The following is a 22,468-nucleotide window of genomic DNA, read 5'->3' as shown; positions in this document are numbered from 1 at the left end:
TGCTTTTCTTTAGAACAACTATCTTATTCTTACTTTATTCTCCTAAAGACCATGACAGATCAATGTTAGAACTAGCAGGTGAAACACGCACATACCCTTGCATCTCTTGGTGCAAAGCAGAGCAAAAATCGGTACAATAAAATGGCCATACACCTTCTTGCTTAGGTTCCCATACGGTAGTTTTTGTTTGTCCTGGCATAATCAATAGTCCAGAATTAGTGGCTCCTATCATCATAAAACCATGCGGAACATCAAAATCTTGTTCATGATTTGTAATATGAAAATATACTTTATCACCAACTTTAATACCTTCTATATTATCTGGAGTAAAGTGACTACGTATCATGGCCATATACACATGTACAACATTACCATCACGAACCACTCTTGCATCTGAAACACTCTTGGTAGCGAATGGATGTTCGTTTTCTGCCAGTTTATAAATTTTCTGCGATTTAGGTGCTAATATGGAGGCAGGAATAGCTGCTGCGTAATGTGGTTCACCATGGGTTGGAAAGTCATAAATAAGCTCCATTTTATCTCCAGTAATATCATACAACTGTGCAGAGTGTTCTAACTCAGGGCCAGTTGGCAGATATCTATCTTTGGTAATCTTATTTAAGGATATCAAATATTTACCGAAAGGTTTTGCAGAATTTCCGCCAGGAATCATACAGTGACCAACAGAGTAAAAAGTTGGTTTTCTATCAATAACCTCCCAAGTACCTACTTTCCATTTTACCACTTCCGAAGAAATAAAGAACGTAGTATACGCATTACCCTTACCATCAAACTCGGTATGCAATGGACCTAATCCTCCACTTTTTACTTGACCAGCTAATACATCTTCAAATTTTAAAATAGGAAGACCATAAGCTTCACCATCATATTTTTTACCGTCAATTGCAGCAATCATTTTATCAAATGAGAAAACCGTAAGATCCGCAGAAAGCTTTCCGTTACCAATAATATAATCTCCTGTTGGATTAACATCTACCCCGTGTGGAGATTTTGGCGTTGGCATAAAGAATACAGCACCAGGCACTTTTGTAGGATCTACAGTAAGCACCTCTTTTTTCATCGTTGAAGTAGCGCTATGGGTCTCATCACTATACAAATTATGTGTATAATTAGCAGGCACCATAGTACCTCCACCATTTTCTACATATTCTTCTATCTTCTTCCAGTTTACTGCTGCGATAAAATCTTTATCATTTTGAGAAGCATTCACCTCTAACAGCGAATTAGCTTCCTCTGTATTATAGGTCGTAAAGAAAAACCAGCCGTGAGATTTTCCACGTCCTGGATGTGAAAGATCATAATTAAACCCTGGCATAATCAACTGGAATTTGATATCCATATGACCAGTTTCAGGCGCTACACTAATAAAAGACAAGGCACCCTTAAAGTTTCCTTTATAGTCTTTTATAGGCATGTCTCTTTGAGGAATAGGAACGGAAAAACGAGTTCCTGCTACCACATACTCTGAATTCTCTGTGATATAGGAAGAACTGTGGTTACCCGCGCTATTAGGGACTTCAATAATCTCTGCAGTTTCAAATGTTTTTAAATCAATTCGCGCAATACGTGGCGTATTATTTCCATTTATAAATAACCATCTGCCATCTAATTCTCCATTGGTCTGAGAAATATCCGGGTGGTGAGAATCATCATTCGGGATAAAGCCAAAAGAAGTCTCTAACATAGGTTTTGTTTCTTCAGAATAGCCATAACCATTGGTCGGAAACTGAGAAAAAACAGGAATCTCTTTAAACATACGTCCAGAAGGAAGACCATAAACGGTTACATTACCGCTATATCCACCAGACATAAAGGCGTAAAATTCATCATGTTCGCCAGGAGCTACATATACTTTTTCTGCATTATTAGAAGCAAGCGCACCATTTGATGATGCATTACCGTTTTGATCGCCGCAACCTGAAAGAAACAGGACCGACCCCAATAGGGTTACTAGGTAAAATGAATACTTTTTCATTTGTATTGTATTTGTGGTTATTTTATTTAAGCGTAAGTGCATTAAAAACTAATCGTTTATTATTCTAGGGTTCTAAAAAATTCAAGGACACTACGTGCCTGATCTTCGGTAAGTCCTTGATTCGCCATTGGCGCACCATTAAACTCAGCCATAAGCTCTTTTGCTAAAGGATCTTCTTTAATCATAACTTCAGGGTTCAGAATCATGTTCATTACCCATTCTGGACTACGTCTTTTTAAAATACCTGTTGGTGCAGGACCAATAAACTTTTTGTCTGTCTTATGACAAGCAAGACACATTTGCGTGTAAACCTCTTCCCCTTTTTTAGCCAAAGCCTGATCAATATCTGGAGTTAAGGTTACTGACGTTACAGGACCTACCCCTTTATTTTCAAGATCTATTCGCTTAGATGCAGGAACTGCACTGGTGGTCGAAGCCGTTTCTGCTGGCTTTTCAGTTTTAGTTTTTTCACGATTGATGTTAAAGTCATCTTTCTTCTTTTCTTCTTTGCCTCCGCAGGCCGTTAATAAAAGTGAAAAAATGATTGCGGCACTTCTAATTACTATTTTCATCATATTAGTTTTTAAATTATTCCTCAAAAGTAGCGCCTTAGAAATGTTAATTATATGATAAGAATCATATAAAGGATAAAAATGTCTTTTTTATCAATCCTTTTAAAATAAAGTAGATTTGGTGTACCCCTATAAGCTCAAATATTTCTCCTTAAAAATTAAGTAGTGCAGCTATAGAACATGAAAAGAAATTGTAAGAAACAAGCGCATGAACAGCGACACCCTGCTATTTTAAATAGTAGGGTGTCGCTGTTCTATATTCAAGTATGTGCGTATATAAGGTTTACAGGAAGATTAAAGATCCCCTTAGTACGTGTTCTTGACGGCTAGTAAGATGACAAATGATAGCTAAGGAGTAGAAGCCTAAGGCTTAATGTCATTTTAATTAATAGCTATTATGATTATCTAAGAACAAATTGCTTATTTAAGAATGAAAGACAAAGGAAAAAGAGGACTATCGTATTTCTTTATGAAATTCCTTTCATCGTTAGAATGGTAGTAACCCAAATAATTAAAGAGGAGAAAAAGATCCCTATGGTATTGGCTAAAAAAGCTTTTTTCTTTTCAATCTTAAATAAATAAGTCGCAATACTACCCGCATACACACCAGTACCAGGAACAGGCAACATTACAAAAAATATAAGCCCCCAAAATCCATATTTTTTAATTTTATCTCCCGATCCTATTTTTGCTTTTCTAGCAACGTATATCGCAGATTTTTTATAAAAATTCCAACGTAAAAAATAATGGTTGATTTTATCAAGAAAAAACATCATCAACGGAAAAACTAAGACGTTTGCTGTAAAACAAAGTACAAAAACCAAATAGATATTTAACCCGCGCAACATACCAAAAGGAATCCCCACTTTTGCCTCTCCAAAAGGGGAAATACTCCATAACATGGCTATAATATAATCTATGATCACTTTTTTTTTGCAAAAATAAGGTTAGAAAATGTACTAAGTTGTAATAATATCATAAAATAATTTTAAAAGTAGTTGGTGCGTGGATATTTCTTAATATATAAGGTATTTTTGTACTCTAATTTGCATGCATGTTTCATATTTTTCAAAAGAAAAAATTTTTAGTAGATTTTCTTCATGGTTTTGTTGATATTCACAATCATATCCTTCCAGGAATTGATGACGGCGCAAAGACGGTAGAAGATGCTATGACTCTGATTCATGAATTTAACGAACTAGGCGTTTCTAAATTTGTGGCTACCCCACACATCATGGACAATTACTACCCCAATACTCCTAAAACGATTTCTAAATCATTAGCGTTATTAAAAAATGAATTGATGAAAAAGGGGCTGACTCAAATTTCCATTGAAGCAGCAGCGGAACATATGATTGATGCTAATTTTGATCATTTGTTAGAACGTTCTGAGGTGATGCCTATTCGCAATGAATATTTGTTGGTTGAAATGTCTTATTTACAAGCTTCGATTAATTTTGAAGACGCCATTCAAAAGATTGCCTCTTCCAAGTATTTTCCTATTCTAGCACATCCTGAACGTTACAATTACCTGCATAAGACAAAAAAATATGAGCAGTACAAACAAATGGGAATCTCGTTTCAATTGAATATGCTATCCTTAGGAGGGTATTATGGCGAATCTGTAAAGAAATGCGCTTATCAGTTATTGGAAAATAATCAAATTGATTTTATTGCTTCAGACGTACATCGCATACAGCATATAAATGAACTTAAGAAAATTCAACTTAATCAAAAAACAATTGATTATTTACTTCCAATATTAGACAAAACAGTTAATCATTTCAGTTAAGCCCAAAACTTCCACCATTTCTTTTCTTCAGCAGAATAGCCATAACCGTACTTACCACCATAGCCTAAATCTGAATTCTTGACATCATTTACTACAAATGATAAATTCTTAAGTTTTCCTTCGGCTTGTAATTTTAATGGAAATTGTATTACGCTATTCTCTGTGACTCCGGCTCTTGTCACATATAAGATATGATTGGCATACGGACTAATAATTAAGGTATCAGAAACCACCATTAAAGGTGCGGTATCTACGATTACATAGTCATATAATGCACTCATTTCTTTCAATAAACTTTCAACTCTATCACTCATTAAAAGCTCCGCTGGATTAGCAGGTATTTTTCCTGAATAAATAATATCTACGGTGTTTTTATTGACTAAAAGAGAATTAATTACTTCTTTTGAACTAAGGCTATCATCATTCAAATATTCTGTTAATCCAATATTATTTTTCTCGTTAGCTGCATATTTTAACTTGTCAACATTCTTCTGGTTGTCACTAAAGAAGGTTCCAATTTTAGGGTTTCTAATATCGGCACCAATTAATAAAACTTTCTTATTGGTGTTGGCCAAAATCATCGCTAAATTGGAAGATAAAAACGTTTTACCTTCTCCAGATACGCTAGAAGTAATATAGATCACATTGCCCTTCTCATCCCCTACTCTATTATTCTTAATCAAATAATCTAAGTTCGTTCTCAATATCCGAAGTGATTCTGCCAATACGGACCGATCATCATTTAAAACCATTTTAGAGTCACTCCTAGAAACTTTAGGCAACTCTGCTAATACAGCATTGTTTTCTACAATTTTCTCTAATCTTATTTTGTTAGAAATTTTATTATCCATCAAATCCTTAAGATAAATAATAGAAAAAGGAACCAGTAAGCCTAAAATAAAAGAAGCCAAAAAGATAATGGGTTTCTTTGGAGATACAGGAGCTTTGCTTGTATTATAAGCCCATTCCACAATTTTAGATTTTGCACTTGCAGAAGCGAAAGTAATTTGCGATTCCTCACGTTTTTGAAGTAAGTATAAGTATAACGATTCTGTCGTTTGCTGCTTGCGCGTAATGTCTCTTAGCGCCCTTTCATTTCTTGGGGCGGAATAAATTTTAGAATTAATTACAGAACGCTGGCTACTTAAACTATTTACTTGCAAACCTAAGTTGTTGGTCATCCCACTCAAACTAGACTGCATGGTACGCTTTAAGCCTGATAATTCTTGGTCTAAATTTACAATGATGGGGTTTTTTTCATTAGAACTCTTTAACAAGCGCTTACGCTCTAAAACAAGCTCATTGTATTTATTCGTAGTATTTGCTATAGAAGGGTCAGACAAACCAATATTGGTGGGTAAAATATCATACCCACTTTGCGTATCTACAATTTCTTTCATAGAGGACGCCATTTGTAGTTGCGTCGTCATGCTTTGTAATTGTTGCTCATTTGCCGCACCTACATTTAAATTTATATTTGCTTCCGAAGCAATATCTGTTAAGCCCTTACCCGTCTTAAAATCTTCAGCATTCTGATCTACAGAAGCCAAATTATCATAAATATTGGTAATTCTATCGTTTATAAAATCAGAGGTTCTATCGGCTATTTCCTTTTTATCAGCTACAGCATTTTCATTATAAATAACGACCAAACTATTCAAAATATCTCTAGCTTTCTCTTGAACAGGATCTGTTAAAGATAAATTGATGATATTAGATTTATCATCTGCAGGTGATATTAAAATTCTTTTTTGTAAACCGATAACCACATTTTCTAAAGGCGAAACTTCGACCCTCAAATCTTTACCTATATATTTCTTAAAAAATGGTGGATTTGGAGTAATGATTAAATCCCCTAATTTCGAAGGAATGTTCTTCCCAAAGGCATAGGTTTTAGAACCTTTATTTTCACCTTCAACAAGCGAAAATTCATGATCATTCTTGATCGTAATCAATAAATTTAATTTCGCATTATACAATAAGGAATCTACCCCGATAAAGTTTAACTTAATAGGTTGATCCTTATATATTTCTGAATCCTTTATGGTCCCTTTTACCATAAAAGAGGTGTTTAACCCTAATTTTAAAACAACATCCGTGATGTTCGATCTAGATTTTATGATTTCTATCTCATCTTCAATATTATTTTTACTGCCAGAAAAAAGATCCAGATCTTGAAAAACATCCATGGAAGATCCGGACTGATCGTCTTCTAATATCTGGATTTTACTTTGTGCCGAGTATTGCGGAACAGAATATCTGATAAAGAAAAAGGCACACACTAATGCAATTATAACACACAATAAAAACCAATACCAGTTTTTAGTATATTTTTTTATAATTTCATTTAAATCGGAATTCTCCATGGAGTTTAAATAAGGAATCGAATTAGTACAATTAAAAAAGAACTACTAAAAATTAATTACGCGTTAACAATAACACAGACGAGGTAATTAATACAGAAGCAATAGAGATGGCAATAGTCGCTCTATTATCTAATGAAGACGAGGTAATTGCAGATTTGTTAGGTTCTACATACACTACATCATTCTGAGTTAGATAAAACACTGGCGATTTCATGGCTTCTTTACTTAAAATATTAATTCTGTGATGTACAAATGTGCCATTAAATTCTCTAATGACTAAGATGTTTTCGCGCATCCCTTTGATATTTAAATCTCCTGCTAAACCTATAGCTTCTAAAATAGTAATTTGCTCTCCAGTTACAGGATAAGTACCTGGTCTGTTTACTTGACCTAGTATAGAAATTGAAAAGTTTTGTAAGCGAATATTAATAATAGGATCTTTTAAATAATCAGATAATTTTCCTTTAAGTAATTCTCTTAATTCATCAGAAGATAATCCTGATATTTTAATTTGACCAATAACCGGAAAATCTATATTCCCGTTCTGATCTACCAAATAATCTACTTGCTGCGCTACTCCGCCGCCTATACCTCCTGTAGAACCTCCTGTAAATAAATTAAAAGGAGCACTTGCTTCTGGGTTTAAGGTAGAAATAAAAATACTCACCAAATCATCTACTTTAAACTTTGGCACAAACTGAGTTTCATCTATTAAAGTTTCATAATCACTGATATCTTGAAAGTATACGACGTCTTTTTTAGAGCCACAAGATGATAAAAATAGTAGGGCTGCACCTAGTACTAAGGTAATTTTCATTTTTAATGTAGTGTTTAACATGTTCTCTCTTTATTATTTGATTGTTTTAAAAATATAGTGTTATTAGGATTGTAAAACATTTTTTTCTAAGCTAGATGCATCATTTTTTTTCGTCTTCTCTTCAATCTGGTCATCTATTTTACAAAGGTCAGAATTTTTTGAGATATATTCTGGCACAATTTCTTTCATTAATCGTACCACATCCGTATCAAAAAACATATTTGACACACAAAGTTGATTAATATTAGAACGGATGGTAGAATAATCTAACTCACGCACCTTGCTAATCATAATCTTCTTATGATATGTAGGCAAGATATTTTCCCCATTGGCTAAAAGTTCTTCGTACAATTTTTCTCCTGGTCTCAAACCTGTCACTTTAATATCAATATCTTCTGGATATTTCAATCCAGAAAGCTTAATCATATTCTTGGCAAGGTCAAATATTTTAACAGATTCTCCCATATCAAATATAAAAATCTCACCGCCTTCTCCCATAGACCCTGCTTCCAATACTAATTGAGACGCTTCAGGAATCGTCATAAAGAAACGGGTTACATCTTCGTGGGTAACGGTTAAAGGTCCCCCTTTTTCAATTTGTTTTTTAAACAGCGGAATAACAGAACCATTAGAACCCAATACATTACCAAAACGAGTGGTAATAAATTTCGTCTTCTTCAATTGTTGCATACAGCTAATGTACATTTCTGCAATTCGCTTTGTAGCGCCCATCACATTTGTTGGGTTAACGGCTTTATCGGTAGATACAAATACAAATTTATCTACATTGTAATGTGCTGATAAATCACACAACACCTTTGTTCCGGCAACGTTAATTTTTATAGCTTCGTAAGAATTGTATTCCATTAAAGGGACATGCTTATACGCAGCGGCATGAAATACTATATTTGGAGCGTATTCTTGAAAAACAATATTCATTCTATTCTTATCCCTAACATCTGCTACAATAGGAATAAAATTATGGAACCCATTTTGTTTTAACTCTTGCTGTAAATCATAAAGTGCAGATTCTGCCTGATCAATTACGATTAAAGCTTTGTAATTATAGGTACACACTTGTCTTACTATTTCACTCCCAATAGAGCCTGCACCCCCAGTAACTAAAACTGTTTTATTTTTTAATTCGTTGGCTATATTAGAATTTTTAATATCAATAGTTGCTCTATCTAGAAGATCTTCAATTTGTACTTGTTTAATTTGAGATAATTTCAGTTCCCCATTAATCCAATCTTCCACCGCTGGAACAATCTTCACCAACACAGGATAATCCACCAAACTTTCAACTAAAACACGTAGTTTTTTATGGTCAATATTTTGAATAGAAAAGATAACTTCTGAAATATCCTTTTTCAATATAAAGCTTTCCGTCAAAGCATCGTGATTGTATACTTTAACTCCGTTAATATGCTTTCCTACTTTTTGATCATCTTTATCAATATACCCAACAACCTTCACTTTACTTTTTGATGCATTCGTTAAGGCATTGTGTGTTAAAATTCCAGATTCTCCAGCACCATAAATCAATACATTCTTTGTAGCTGAATTGTAATTGTTCATGACAATATTAAAGTACAAAGCTTTAAACACATACCGAGACGCTGTTAAGGCAATAAAACTTATTAAACTATGAATAATAATGATGGTTAAAGGCACCGTAAAACCATCCAGAAAGTTATAGGCTCTATTAGCTACTACAATAACAATGGTAATAATACTCGACAAACAAATGGCATTGAAGATATTATACACATCTCTAACTCCGGTATGACGCACTACCCCTTTATACGACCCTATAATTAAAAAGGAAATTAAAGAAATAAGAGCTACAAAAGGCAACTGAACGAATAACTTATTAATATCAAAATTCATTGTTAAGTTGAATAAGATAAAATAAGCCAATACAAAGGAAAAGGACACTAAAATAACATCAACAATAAGTACCAACCATTTAGAGGCATACTTACTAGCTGTTGAATTTAAATAATTTTGAATCATGAGAATACTGTTTTAATTAACTGTATTATAGATAAAACTTCTTCTTTTGTTAGATTAGAACCACTTGGCAAACAAAGTCCTCTATTAAATAAATCTTCAGAGGTTCCGTTTGAATAATTTGGTGCATTTTCAAAAATAGGCTGCAAATGCATTGGTTTCCATAAAGGTCTTGATTCTATATTATGCTCTAACAATAATAGCCGCACTTCTTCTCTAATTTCAAATGACGGAGTTAAAATACAACTCAACCATCTGTTAGAAAAATAACCGGCAGGTTCTGGCAAAAATTCTAATTCATTAATTGCTGATAATCCATTCACATACAATTCGTAATTCGCTCTTCGTGCAGCGACTCTATCGTCAAGTACTTCCATTTGGCCCCGGCCAATGCCCGCCAAAATATTACTCATTCTATAATTATACCCCACATTAGAATGTTGATAATGTGGTGCATCATCTCTAGCTTGCGTTGCTAGAAAAATTGCTTTTTTTCTGTATTCTTTATTTTTAGAAACTAAGGCTCCCCCACCAGAGGTCGTAATAATTTTATTTCCGTTGAAGGATAAAATTCCAATATCCCCAAAACTACTACATTTAACGCCATTATAGCTACTTCCTAATGCCTCTGCACTATCTTCAACCACCGGAATATCATATTTTTTAGAGAGTTCTGTAATCTCTTTAATTTTATAAGGCATCCCATACAAATGTACAGCAACTATCGCTTTAGGTTTTTTACCTTTCTTAATTCGATCGTTAATGGCCTCTTCCAACAATACGGGACACATATTCCACGTAGCTCTTTCACTATCCACAAATACAGGAAGAGCTCCTAAATATTTGATAGGATTTGCCGAAGCTGAAAAAGTAAAACTTTGGCAAAGCACTTCATCTCCCGAAGCTACGCCTAATATTTCTAAGGCTAAATGGATGGCACCAGTACCTGAACTTAAGGCTGCTACAGAAACACCTTCACCTACATAGTCTTGAATTGCTACTTCAAAGGCATCTACATTTGGCCCTAAAGGGGCTACCCAATTGGTGTCAAATGCTTGTTTAACATACATTTCTTCGTTTGTCCCCATATGCGGAGAAGAAAGCCATATTTTTGAATGTGCCATGTAGTATTTTAATTATCGTGTAAAATTCAGGGTAAAAATAGACATAGTTTTTTATTTCCACTTCTATTATATATAGAATTCGTTTAAGCTATTAAATTATCGATTAAATACGCATCTATTTGTGTTAATGCAAGATAAACAGTACTTCATCCTTTTAAATCCTCAATTATTCGATAAGATAAGGTTCGTTAAAAAATAAAGTTTAATATTTGTATTTTAATACTGAAGATATTATTCCAATGAAAGAAATCACAAAAATATGTTGTATCGGCGCAGGTTATGTTGGTGGTCCAACCATGTCCGTAATCGCTAAAAAATGTCCACATATTACCGTTACTGTTGTAGATATCAATGCAGATAGAATTGCACAATGGAATGAGGCTGACTTAGATAAACTTCCAATTTACGAGCCAGGCTTAAAAGAAATTGTTGCAGCTACTAGAAATAAAAACTTATTTTTCTCTACAGAAGTAGATAAAGCTATTGACGAAGCAGATGTAATTTTCATCTCGGTAAATACTCCAACAAAAACCTACGGGAAAGGAAAAGGACAAGCCGCAGATCTAAAATTCATTGAACTGTGCGCTAGAAATATTGCAAAAGTAGCGACCACGGATAAAATAGTAGTCGAAAAATCTACTTTACCAGTACGTACTGCTGGAGCTATAAAAAATATCCTTGACAATACGGGGAATGGTGTTAATTTTGAAATCCTATCAAACCCTGAGTTTTTAGCAGAAGGAACGGCCATACAAGATTTATTACATGCTGACCGTGTTTTAATTGGTGGTGATGAAACTCCTACTGGTCAAAAAGCAAAAGATTTATTAAGTCAAATTTATGAAAACTGGTTGCCTAAAGATCGTATTTTGCAAACGAATGTTTGGTCTTCTGAGTTATCAAAATTAGTAGCAAATGCATTTTTAGCACAACGGGTATCTTCCATCAATTCTATTTCTGCACTCTGCGAAAAAACAGATGCGAATGTTGAAGAAGTTGCTAGAGCTATTGGATTTGATTCTCGTATTGGTTCTAAATTCTTAAGTTCTTCCGTTGGTTTTGGAGGTTCATGTTTTCAAAAAGATATCTTAAACCTCGTGTATATTTCTCAAAGCTTAGGCTTACAAGAAGTTGCAGATTACTGGGAACAAGTCATCATCATGAATGACTATCAAAAAAGAAGGTTTGCAGATAATATCATCAGTACTTTATACAACACTGTATCAGGTAAAAAAATAGTCTTCTTTGGCTGGGCATTTAAAAAAGACACCAATGACACTAGAGAATCTGCGGCTATCTATGTAGCAGATGCTTTACTAGAAGAAAGAGCAGAATTAAGTGTTTTTGATCCTCAAGTAAAAGAACAAACGGTATTTAGAGATTTAGATTATTTAAATACACGTACTCCAGAAGAAAATAGAAATTTACTTACGGTAGTAAACGACCCTATGGAGCAAGTAGAAAATGCACATGCCATTGCGATACTCACAGAGTGGGATGAATTTAAAACCTACGATTGGGAAAAAATATATGACAAAATGTTAAAGCCTGCTTTTATATTTGACGGAAGACGTCTTTTAGATAAAGCTAAAATGGAAAAAATTGGTTTTAACTATTACAGAATAGGCCAAGTTTAAGTTCATCTGTAAAAAAGGCTTACTTGTAAAATCGTTATTAAATTTGATTCTCAAATTTAATAACGATTTTTTTTATTGTACCAATGTCAATTCAAGTGGTTTTTATGTAGTGCAACGAAGTAAAAATTGTATCGAAAACTAATTACAACTAAAAAGTTAAAAACAAAAAACACATTTCAATTGCGCACAGCAGAACTACTGAGAATTACCCAGAACACAAGTACTTCTCAATACTAATTTAAGGCATTAAAAAATGCTTTAAATTCACTCGAAGTGACAACTATATTCAATTTAAAAGCCAAAAGAATACCTTGTCAGTTCCAGTGATTTTAGCGTAGTACAACGAAGTAAAAATTGTATCGAGAACTAATTACAACTAATAAGTTTAAGTTCAAGAACCAGAACACCACAATGTCAGTTCGAGTGATTTTCACGTAGTGTAACGAAGTGAAAATTGTATCGAGAACTCATTACCACTAAGAAGTTCAAAAGAAAAAACACACTCCAACTGCGCTAAGCAGAACTACTGAGAATTATCCAAAACATGAGTACTTCTCGATACTAATTTAAAGCATTAAAAAACGCTTTAAATTCACTCGAAGTGACAACTATATTCAATTTAAAAGCCAAAAGAATACCTTGTCAGTTCCAGTGATTTTAGCGTAGTACAACGAAGTAAAAATTGTATCGAGAACTAATTACAACTAAAAAGTTTAAGTTCAAGAACCAGAACACCACAATGTCAGTTCGAGTGGTTTTTACGTAGTGCAACGAAGTAAAAATTGTATAGAGAACTTATTATCACTAAGAAGTTCAAAACAAAAAGCACACTTCAATTGCGCTCAGTAGAACTACTGAGAATTATCCAGAACATGAGTACTTCTCGATACTCATTTAAAGCATTAAAAAACGCTTAAAATTCACTCGAAGTGACAACCATATTCAGATTAAAAGTCAAGACACCACAATGTCAGTTCGAGTGGTTTTTATGTAGCGTAACGAAGTAAAAACTGTATCGAGAACTCATTACAACTAAGAAGTTTAAAAGAAAAAATTCATTTCAATTGCGCTAAGTAGAACTACTGAGAATTACCCAGAACATGAGTACTTCTCGATACTAATTTAAAGCATTAAAAAACGCTTTAAATTCACTCGAAGTGACAACAGCATTCAAATTAAAAGCAAAGACACCACAATGTAAACATGATTAATAAAAACATTGCTTTGTTAAAAAGCAGAAAACTTAATAATAGTTTGATTACTTTTATCCTTGTAAAATGAAAATATAAATTTAGCCACAACAACACTATACTTATGAAAGTACTCGTAACAGGAGCTGCAGGTTTTATCGGCTTCCATACCGCTCAAAAATTATTAGCAAACGGACATGACGTTGTTGGTTTAGATAACATAAATGATTACTACGATATTAACCTAAAATTTGCCCGATTAAAAGAACTTGGTATCTCTAAAGCTGAAGCTAGTTCGTTTAATCAAATTTGCGAAAGTGAAACTTTTGGTAATCGCTATAAATTCATCCGATTAAACATTGAAGATCGCGAAAACTTACCTACACTATTCGCTAATGAGAAATTTGATATTGTATGCAATTTAGCCGCGCAAGCTGGTGTACGCTACAGTATTGAAAACCCTGAAACCTATATTGATAGTAATATTGTTGGTTTCTTAAATATTTTAGAATGCTGTAGACACCACAATGTAAAGCATTTAGTTTATGCCAGTAGCTCTAGTGTTTATGGGTTAAATAAAGAAATTCCTTTTAAAACAACAGATACCGTTGATCATCCTATCAGTTTATATGCGGCAAGTAAAAAAGCCAATGAATTAATGGCACATACCTACAGCCATCTCTATGGTTTTGCGACTACAGGGCTTCGTTTCTTTACGGTTTATGGGCCTTGGGGAAGACCAGACATGGCACTCTTTTTATTCACAGAAGCAATTAGCAAGGACCAACCGATTAAAGTATTTAATCATGGAGATATGGAGCGAGATTTCACCTATGTAGATGATATTGTAGAGGGTGTTTTTAGAATTATTGAAAAAGATACGAAAGAAAGAATAGCCAATAATGAAGGTTATAAAATCTATAATATCGGGAACAACGACAGTGTAAAGTTAACAGATTTTATTGCTGAAATTGAGAATAATCTTTCTAAAAAAGCGGAGAAAGAATTGCTTCCAATGCAACCAGGAGATGTAGCAAAAACTTGGGCCAATGTAGATGATTTAATCAAAGATTATGACTATTCTCCTAAAACAACAGTCGCAGAAGGAATAAAAAAATTCATTGACTGGTACAAAGAATTTTATAAAGCATAAAACAGCTATCATTTGCAAGCCTATAAAATTTTAATCCGCTTTGTGTTAAAAAAAAATGCGATAAAGACCATCCTCGCAAGTCTAAAAATTGATTTCATCCGTAATTTATGATATTAGAAATCCTATTTCTTTAAGTACTAAATTATGAATTCGATAAAAATTGGAATTATTGGTCTTGGTTATGTTGGCTTGCCTTTGGCGCGATTGTTTGCTACAAAATATTCTGTGGTGGGTTTTGATATTAACGAGCAAAGAATTAATGAGCTAAACTCAGGTCATGATGCCACTTTAGAAATAGATGCTAAGACTTTAAAATCTGTTTTAAAACCAAGCACAAGTGAGGCTATAGGCCTATATTGTTCACACAATGTAGAAGATTTAGAACAGTGTAACTACTATATCGTAACGGTACCTACCCCTGTTGATAAAAACAATAGACCAGATTTAACACCATTATACAAGTCTAGTGAAACTGTTGCTGCCGTACTTAAAAAAGGAGATATCGTTATTTATGAATCTACCGTTTACCCTGGCGCAACAGAAGAAGAATGTATTCCTGTTTTAGAGAAAGTGAGTGGTTTGCAATTTAATACTGATTTTTTTGCTGGATACTCTCCAGAACGTATCAACCCAGGAGATAAAGAACATACCGTAGAGAAAATTCTTAAGGTAACTTCAGGATCTACACCAGAAATAGGAATACTAGTAGACAATTTATATAAATCGGTAATTACGGCAGGTACACACCTAGCCCCTACGATTAAAGTAGCCGAGGCGGCAAAAGTGATTGAAAATTCACAACGTGATATCAATATTGCATTTGTCAACGAATTAGCAAAGATTTTTAATTTAATGCATATAGATACGCATGCTGTTTTAGAAGCAGCAGGCACCAAATGGAACTTCCTTCCCTTTAAACCAGGCTTGGTAGGCGGACACTGTATTGGTGTTGATCCTTATTACTTAGCCCAAAAAGCACAAGAATACGGTTACCATCCTGAAATAATCTTAGCAGGACGTAGGCTTAACGATAGTATGGGAAATTATGTGGCTTCTGAAGTAATTAAGTTAATGCTTAAGAATGATTTGAAAATTAATAATGCTAAAATTTTGGTTTTAGGCATCACTTTTAAAGAAAACTGTCCTGATGTTCGGAATACCAAAGCAGTAGATGTCATTAACAATCTAAAAGAATACGGGATAACGACTACCGTTTATGACCCTTGGGCTTCACCAGAAGAAGTTTTACATGAATACAAATTAGAAACTACAAAAAATACGCCTACAGAAAAATTCAGTGCCATTGTTTTAACAGTAGCACATAAAGAATACGAACATTTAGAATTAAATGATTTCCTAGAAGATAATGGCGTTATTTATGATGTTAAAGGCGTACTAAAGAATAAAAGTACCGCTAGATTATAATACAAAAATAAATCCCTTATTAAAGCCTTATTTAAGATCTTCTTAAGTAAGGCTTTTTTTTATGCAAGAAAATAACCAGCATTCCCTGAATACTTAATATAATGATTGTTACGTTAGTAGACGATACTAGAAAATGTATAAAATAAATATAAGCTGAAGTAAAAGCTGTTTTTTTTAACCCAAATCAAAAAAAATAGTGTATTTCATCGAAAAAACAGACACTTAAAAGTCCAAAAAGCAAAATGGCACGTAATAGTTTAAGTTGATTGTGGTAGTTCATCGAAAAAATCAATCTTTTTATCGATTAAGTCAATTTTTTAGAATAGTATTGCACAACCCAAAGCTTAAATATAGTAATAAAATAGTATAATTAATGAAAATACCCCATTTCCTTAAATGTCTAGGTTTCCTACTAACCTTTGCATTGCTCACATTATCTTGTTCTCAAGATACCGAAACGACCTTTGCAGAACTCATTGTTGAAGAAACAATAGTTCCTGATGAAATTACACCTGATGAAGATGCCACTGATGGCGTTGCAGCTGAACCTGTAATTGATTATCAAAAAGGCACACTAATACTTTCTGAAGACACCAAAGTAGCCTTAGACATTACCAAGGGTGCCTCTGAAAATTCTACAGAAAAAAAGACCTACTCTTTAAAAAGTATTACGCAACCCAAAAATGGGAAAACGGAAATGAATAATAATAACGAAATTATTTATGCGCCGGCAGCAGATTATAATGGTACAGATAGTTTTAGCTATACCATGAACATACAAGATTCTACAGAAACTACGGTAGAACAAGTAAATACTTTTGAAGTAACCATTACCCCAACCAAAGATGTAGTAGATGATCTTGTAACAACTACCTTTGAAACTGCTAAAACAATAAGCCCTTTAGCAAACGACACTTTTTCTGAAGCATCTGATGTTACCATTACAGAAATAAGTTTGGCCAATAAAGGTACTGCGGTATTAAATGCAGACAATACCATTACCTACACACCTAACAAAGATACCACGGGAGAGGATCAAATATTGTACAAAACAAGTGTGACCAATACAGATGCCTCTACCTCTACAGAAAACGGAACCCTTAAAGTAACTATACAAAGTAGCGAACAACCTACAGGTGCTACTATAAAATATGTAACAACTACAGGAAAAAGCACAAACACAGGAGCTACTGAAGCTACTGCTTGGAGCATTACACACGCCTTTAGTACAGCAAAAGCTGGTGACGTGGTGTATATAAAAGCAGGAAATTATGGCGCTGTAAACCTTGTTGTCGCTAACTCTGGCACCTCTACTAATAAAATTCAATTTATTGGGTATAAGACAAATCCTGGAGATATTGAAAGTACTAATGGTCCAACGGTGTCTTATGAGGACTACAAGAACAATGGGGATAAATTGGATGCCACTGTTATGCCTTTATTGCAAGGGAATAGAACCAATAATATAGGCATTGGCATGGGTATAGAAAACAGAAAAAATTATATTGAAATAAATAATTTTCAAATCAGATATTTTGAATACGGAATATTCTCAACTGGAAACAATGTTGACTTAAATAATATAATTACTAGTGATCATGGAGATTTCTACCAAAGTCATTCCTACCCAGATTACACTTCAAATGCATTTTTAAATTTAACTGGTTCGGGAATTTGGATGACAGACACGACGAATGGTAATATTAACAATTCTATCGCAATTAATTGTGGTGCTAGAGGAATTGCCATTGTAGGAAGTCAAAACATTGAAATGAATTTCTCATCAGTCTATTGTGACAATAATATAAATCCAACGGATTATTATATAATGGCTTACAAAACTGAAAATTCTAATTTTAAAAATTGTATAGTTAACAGAATTGGAGATTTATCACATTATGGTCACGGTTTTAGTGTTAAGGTTAATAGCAGCTACAATTCTTACGAAAATTGTACAGCATACGGCACAAGCTTTGAATTGAATAATAATATACATAATAACACATTTACTGATTGTCACGTACAAGGTACTGGAGAAGCGCTTAGCGGAGGCTGGGAGATAACAAATTACTCATATGATAATAAATTCTTAAGATGTAGCAATGATTCCGGAGAGGGTATTGTATTTTCAGATTGGGTTGAAAGTGATGGAAGTAACATTATTAATACTGCCGCATTTAATAATACATTTACTGATTGCGAAATTACAAACACCGTAACACATAGTGGCGCTATTATAGATTTCCACTTTAATAATCAATCTGGACGTTTAACATCCTATGCTAAAAATAATACGTTTTTAAATTGTACGTTTTCGGGTGCTGATAATTTATTTAAAGTTGACAGAGTGAACACTGGAAATAAATTTATAAATTGTAAAATTAGTAATATAGAATCATTAAGAACCTCAAGATATTCTATAAATGAAGAACTTACTTTAGACGTTTCTTTTGAAAGCTGTACCTTCCAAAATATTGGCTTCCAAAACCCATCTTAAGGGATTTATATAAAATACAAAAAATCAATTTAAGGCGGGTTTTGAAATAGATTTTAACTACAAAAAAGCACTCTGTCGTTATTTTATGCATTTCATTATTAAAAAAGCTTATTATCAAATTGTTTTCGTAATATTTGTTTGATAATTTGAAAATGATAATTTGAAAAATATTACTAAAGAGGAAGAACCAATTTATTTGGTTGGTTTTTTTTTAATCCTGTTGATTGTTCTAATTACATCCATTGGACCATATTTTGGTATACAACAGTTAGTCCTTTTTGTATATTTACCATTAATGTTTATAATTGCGATTATATCCTTCAGTAAATCAAAAAATGAAATCCCAAAAGAATTTATTGCATATTGCTTGATTGTTTGTACTTCCTTAACAACTGTTTATTATTATGTAGACTACGAGCAATTCGGAGTAAGTTTTAGAGGTTTATTAGCTACTGTTATGGCATCGTTTATTCCTATAGGTCTAAATCCAAAAAAAGGGTATTCAGATTTTTTTCACTTAGGGTATATATTATCAATATTATGTCTAATAGCAATAGAATATATATTAGGAAATTTTAATTTAAGTGGGTTTGCTGAAATTAGAGCGAGTAGAGGCAGGTTTTACTATAATGCAAATTACTATTCATATATTAGCTTTTTTGCTAACTTTTCTTTGTTTTATTTACATTTAAAATATCGTAAATTAATTACATTAATACCCTTGCTAGTAATTCCTGTTTTATTAATTATCCTATCATTTATAACTCAATCGCGTTCGGGTTTACTTTTTATCATATTATTAAATGGTATATTCTGGTTTTTTATTTTTAAAAGTCAGAAAAAAAGTTACTTAGTAAAAATAACCAAACCTTTATTAATAATTACAGTAAGTATTTTTCTTTCATTAAAACTTATTGACATATACAACCATTCCCAAATTAAAAATAGAGTCTCTGATTCTGCTGATGAATCCAGAGGATCTCTAGTAATAGAGGGGATTGAAGTTTTTAGTGACAACATATTTTTTGGTGTTGGACTAGGGCAATTTCCTAGTTATAGTAGTTATGGCCAATTCACGCATAATTCTTACGCTGAAATACTTGCAGAACAAGGAATAATAGGGGCGATTCTTTTAATGTTTTTCTTTGGTAGACCTTTATATATAAGTATAATAAATTTCAAAAAAGATAAAAAAAATTCTTACTTTAAATTAAATCTTCTTTTTATAATTTCATTTTTATTATATAATAATGCCTATGTATTTTATAAATTTTCTTACTCAATGATGTATTTTTTTCTATTCATTGGTTTACAAAATTATTATACTCAAATAAATAACGAAAAAATAAACAATGTCAATTAAAAATAAAGCTGTCTTAGGATTTAGCTGGACAGTTGTTGAAGGAATTCTTAGCCAAGGAATTATTCTTATTATCGGCATCATTCTAGCTAGACTTCTAGGACCAAAAGATTTTGGAATAATTGGAATCATAACTGCTTTTGTATCAATTTCTAATGCAATTATTGAAGGAGGTTTTGTCAGTGCTTTAATTAGAAAAATAGACGCAAATTCTAAAGATTACAGTACAGTTTTTTACATTAACATTACTATATCAATAATTTTATATTTAATATTATTTGTTTTTTCAGATTATATTGGAGAATATTTTTCCGAACCACAATTATCGTTAATACTAAAATTTTCAGGGTTAATTCTTATAATTAATGCCTTCTCTATAATACAAAAAACAATTTTAACAAAAAAATTAGATTTCAAGACTCAAGCAATAATTGCAATACTTTCCTCCTTAATTAGTGGAATAATTGCTGTAATTATAGCTTACAAAAATTTTGGAGTGTGGAGCTTGGTATCACTATCTATATTAAGGCCATTAATAAATTCTATTTTATTATGGCTCAATGGTCAGTGGAGACCAAAAATAGAATTTTCAAAAAAGAGTTTTATTGAACTTTTTGATTTTGGATATAAACTTCTAATTGCAAATTTGATAAATACTATATATAAAAATATTTATTATGTTCTAATTGGAAAATATTTTTCTGCAATAAGCCTCGGTTATTATACAAGAGCAGACCAATTTCAAGCTCCCTTTTCTTCAAATATTAGTATTGGAATTAGGAGAATAAGCTTCCCAATTTTTTCGTCATTTCAAAATGATAAAGAAAAATTAAAACATGTGTTTATAAAATTTTTGAAATTTAGTATTTTCATAAACTTTAGCATTATGGCATGTATTGCTGCCATTTCAAAACCTTTAATTTTAATATTAATAGGTGAAAAATGGTACACTTCTATATATTATCTGCAATTACTATGCATTCCAGGAATGTTCTATCCGTTACAAATTTTGAACTTAAATTTATTAACCGTAAAAGGGTTTTCTAACTTAAATCTTAAATTAGAAATTATTAAAAAAATTATATTAATTCCAATTATTGTTACTTCTGCATTTTATAATGTTGAAACAATGCTATATGGTTTAATATGCTTTTCAATTATAGAATTCTTTATTAATAGCTTTTATACAAATAAAATAATTGGCTATTCAATCATTAGTCAACTAAAAGATATTTTCCCATACCTCTTAACATCTATTATTTTATTTCTTTCTATGCTATCAATTAACCTATTAAATATTTCCAGTATTTATGTGTTAATTTCACAATTGTTTATTGGTTTTTTAGTTTTTATAGTTCTTAACGAACTCTTAAAAGTTAAAGAATACAAAGAAATAAAAGGGAAAATTACAACTTTTTTAAATAAAAAATTTTCATGAAAATAATGTTTTTAATTGGTAAAAAAACCAACATAGGAGGAATACCTCGCGTAGTATCACTACTTTCAGATAACTTGCTATTAATTCCTAATATAGAAATACATATAGTTTCGTACCTAGACGAAAAAGAAACAGGATACAACTGGAATAAAAAAATAAAATTTCATTCATTAATATCCAAAAGACAGTCAATGAAGACTGGTATTTTCAAAGCTACAATAAGGTTAAGAAAAATACTAACTTCTGAAAAGATTGACATTTTAATAAGTTGTGGTTCTTTATTTGGTCCATTAGGGGTTTTGAGTACCCGTTTAAGTAAAACAAAATTAATATACTGGGATCATTCCAATTATTTTGAAAACACAAGTCATAATTTTAAAATTAAAAGTAAAAATTTTACTGCTCGATTTGCTGACACGGTAGTGCCACTGACTAAAAGAGATGAAATTAATTATAGAAATCATACATCCGCAAAAAAAATAGTTCAAATTTACAATCCTATAGATTCTAAACTAGAGGGTTTAGAACATAATTATGATAAGAATAGTAAGTTAATTATAAGTGTTGGTAGACTAACATCTCAAAAAAATTTTTTAGGCTTAGTGGATGTCGCTAAGAAAGTTTTATTAGAATTACCTGATATAAAATGGCATATCTATGGTGACGGAAACGAAAAAGATTTAATTCAGGATAAAATCAATAGAGAAGGATTAACCGATAAGTTAATTTTAAAAGGGCAATCAGATAATTTATATGAATTGTATCCTAATTATTCTATGATGGTGATGACGTCAAAATATGAAGGTTTTCCAATGACGCTCTTAGAAGGAATGGCAAATAAACTACCTTTAGTATGTTTTGATATACCAACAGGTCCTGATGAAATAATAATTGAAAACTTAAATGGTCATCTAATTCAACCATTTGAATACGATAAAATGGCTGATAAAATAATAGAACTGCACATAAATGAATCTAAAAAAATTTTATTTTCAACTAAAAACAATGAATTAATTGAGCAGTTCAATATGAAATCAATTATTAATCAGTGGATAAACCTATTTCAAAGTAATTTAGAAATTAAATAA

The 22,468-nt window shown here is 32.2% G+C and carries 15 protein-coding genes; 8 read left to right on the top strand and 7 right to left on the bottom strand.

The window, feature by feature from the left end:
* Nucleotides 1-34: 34 nt before the first annotated feature.
* From nosZ to GQR94_RS15995, 3 genes are all read right to left on the bottom strand, one after another.
* Nucleotides 35-1,996 (bottom strand): Sec-dependent nitrous-oxide reductase, encoded by a 1,962-nt coding sequence (gene nosZ / locus GQR94_RS16005; RefSeq protein ID WP_158976850.1) that lies wholly within the window; start codon nt 1,994-1,996, stop codon nt 35-37.
* A gap of 59 nt (nt 1,997-2,055) precedes the next feature.
* Nucleotides 2,056-2,571, bottom strand: a complete 516-nt coding sequence (locus GQR94_RS16000) for a c-type cytochrome (RefSeq protein ID WP_158976848.1) — start codon at nt 2,569-2,571, stop codon at nt 2,056-2,058.
* 464 nt (nt 2,572-3,035) lie between these two features.
* Nucleotides 3,036-3,494, bottom strand: coding sequence for a small multi-drug export protein (locus tag GQR94_RS15995; RefSeq protein ID WP_158976846.1), 459 nt, complete (start codon nt 3,492-3,494; stop codon nt 3,036-3,038).
* A 128-nt stretch (nt 3,495-3,622) separates the two neighbouring features.
* Between GQR94_RS15995 and GQR94_RS15990 the strand changes: the two genes are divergently transcribed.
* Nucleotides 3,623-4,360: a tyrosine-protein phosphatase gene (locus GQR94_RS15990; RefSeq protein WP_158976844.1), complete on the top strand. Its 738-nt coding sequence runs from the start codon at nt 3,623-3,625 to the stop codon at nt 4,358-4,360.
* Here GQR94_RS15990 and GQR94_RS15985 read toward each other — a convergent pair.
* The 4 genes from GQR94_RS15985 to GQR94_RS15970 all read right to left on the bottom strand — a co-directional run bounded on the left by GQR94_RS15985 (nt 4,357) and on the right by GQR94_RS15970 (nt 10,680).
* Nucleotides 4,357-6,726: a tyrosine-protein kinase gene (locus GQR94_RS15985; protein ID WP_158976842.1), complete on the bottom strand. Its 2,370-nt coding sequence runs from the start codon at nt 6,724-6,726 to the stop codon at nt 4,357-4,359. The two genes, GQR94_RS15990 and GQR94_RS15985, sit on opposite strands and share 4 nt — an antisense overlap.
* Before the next feature lie 52 nt (nt 6,727-6,778).
* Nucleotides 6,779-7,543: a polysaccharide biosynthesis/export family protein gene (locus GQR94_RS15980; RefSeq protein ID WP_233268361.1), complete on the bottom strand. Its 765-nt coding sequence runs from the start codon at nt 7,541-7,543 to the stop codon at nt 6,779-6,781.
* 63 nt (nt 7,544-7,606) lie between these two features.
* On the bottom strand, nt 7,607-9,559 hold the full coding sequence (locus GQR94_RS15975) for a nucleoside-diphosphate sugar epimerase/dehydratase (protein ID WP_158976838.1): 1,953 nt from the start codon (nt 9,557-9,559) through the stop codon (nt 7,607-7,609).
* Complete coding sequence (locus GQR94_RS15970; RefSeq protein ID WP_158976836.1) at nt 9,556-10,680, bottom strand: aminotransferase class I/II-fold pyridoxal phosphate-dependent enzyme; 1,125 nt, start codon at nt 10,678-10,680, stop codon at nt 9,556-9,558. The genes GQR94_RS15975 and GQR94_RS15970 overlap by 4 nt, the downstream gene beginning before the upstream one ends.
* Before the next feature lie 239 nt (nt 10,681-10,919).
* Between GQR94_RS15970 and GQR94_RS15965 the strand changes: the two genes are divergently transcribed.
* The 7 genes from GQR94_RS15965 (at nt 10,920) to GQR94_RS15935 (ending at nt 22,468) form a co-directional block, all read left to right on the top strand.
* Entirely contained in the window at nt 10,920-12,317 is a 1,398-nt protein-coding gene (locus GQR94_RS15965) for a nucleotide sugar dehydrogenase (protein ID WP_158976834.1), read from the top strand.
* Between the two features lie 1,314 nt (nt 12,318-13,631).
* Entirely contained in the window at nt 13,632-14,660 is a 1,029-nt protein-coding gene (locus GQR94_RS15960) for an NAD-dependent epimerase (protein WP_158976832.1), read from the top strand.
* Nucleotides 14,661-14,804: 144 nt separating this feature from the next.
* Nucleotides 14,805-16,085, top strand: coding sequence for a nucleotide sugar dehydrogenase (locus GQR94_RS15955; RefSeq protein ID WP_158976830.1), 1,281 nt, complete (start codon nt 14,805-14,807; stop codon nt 16,083-16,085).
* Between the two features lie 373 nt (nt 16,086-16,458).
* Entirely contained in the window at nt 16,459-18,582 is a 2,124-nt protein-coding gene (locus GQR94_RS15950) for an Ig-like domain-containing protein (RefSeq protein WP_158976828.1), read from the top strand.
* 160 nt (nt 18,583-18,742) lie between these two features.
* A complete protein-coding gene (locus GQR94_RS15945; RefSeq protein WP_158976826.1) occupies nt 18,743-19,945 on the top strand; it encodes an O-antigen ligase in 1,203 nt (400 codons plus the stop codon).
* Complete coding sequence (locus GQR94_RS15940; protein WP_158976824.1) at nt 19,935-21,380, top strand: lipopolysaccharide biosynthesis protein; 1,446 nt, start codon at nt 19,935-19,937, stop codon at nt 21,378-21,380. Before GQR94_RS15945 ends, GQR94_RS15940 begins: the two co-directional genes overlap by 11 nt.
* The gene (locus GQR94_RS15935) at nt 21,377-22,468 is read left to right on the top strand and encodes a glycosyltransferase family 4 protein (protein ID WP_158976822.1); all 1,092 of its coding nucleotides are present in this window, start codon (nt 21,377-21,379) and stop codon (nt 22,466-22,468) included. The genes GQR94_RS15940 and GQR94_RS15935 overlap by 4 nt, the downstream gene beginning before the upstream one ends.

Source organism: Cellulophaga sp. L1A9 (assembly GCF_009797025.1).
In the GTDB taxonomy this organism is placed as follows: Bacteria; Bacteroidota; Bacteroidia; order Flavobacteriales; family Flavobacteriaceae; genus Cellulophaga.
This window is presented reverse-complemented; position numbering and strand designations above follow the sequence as displayed.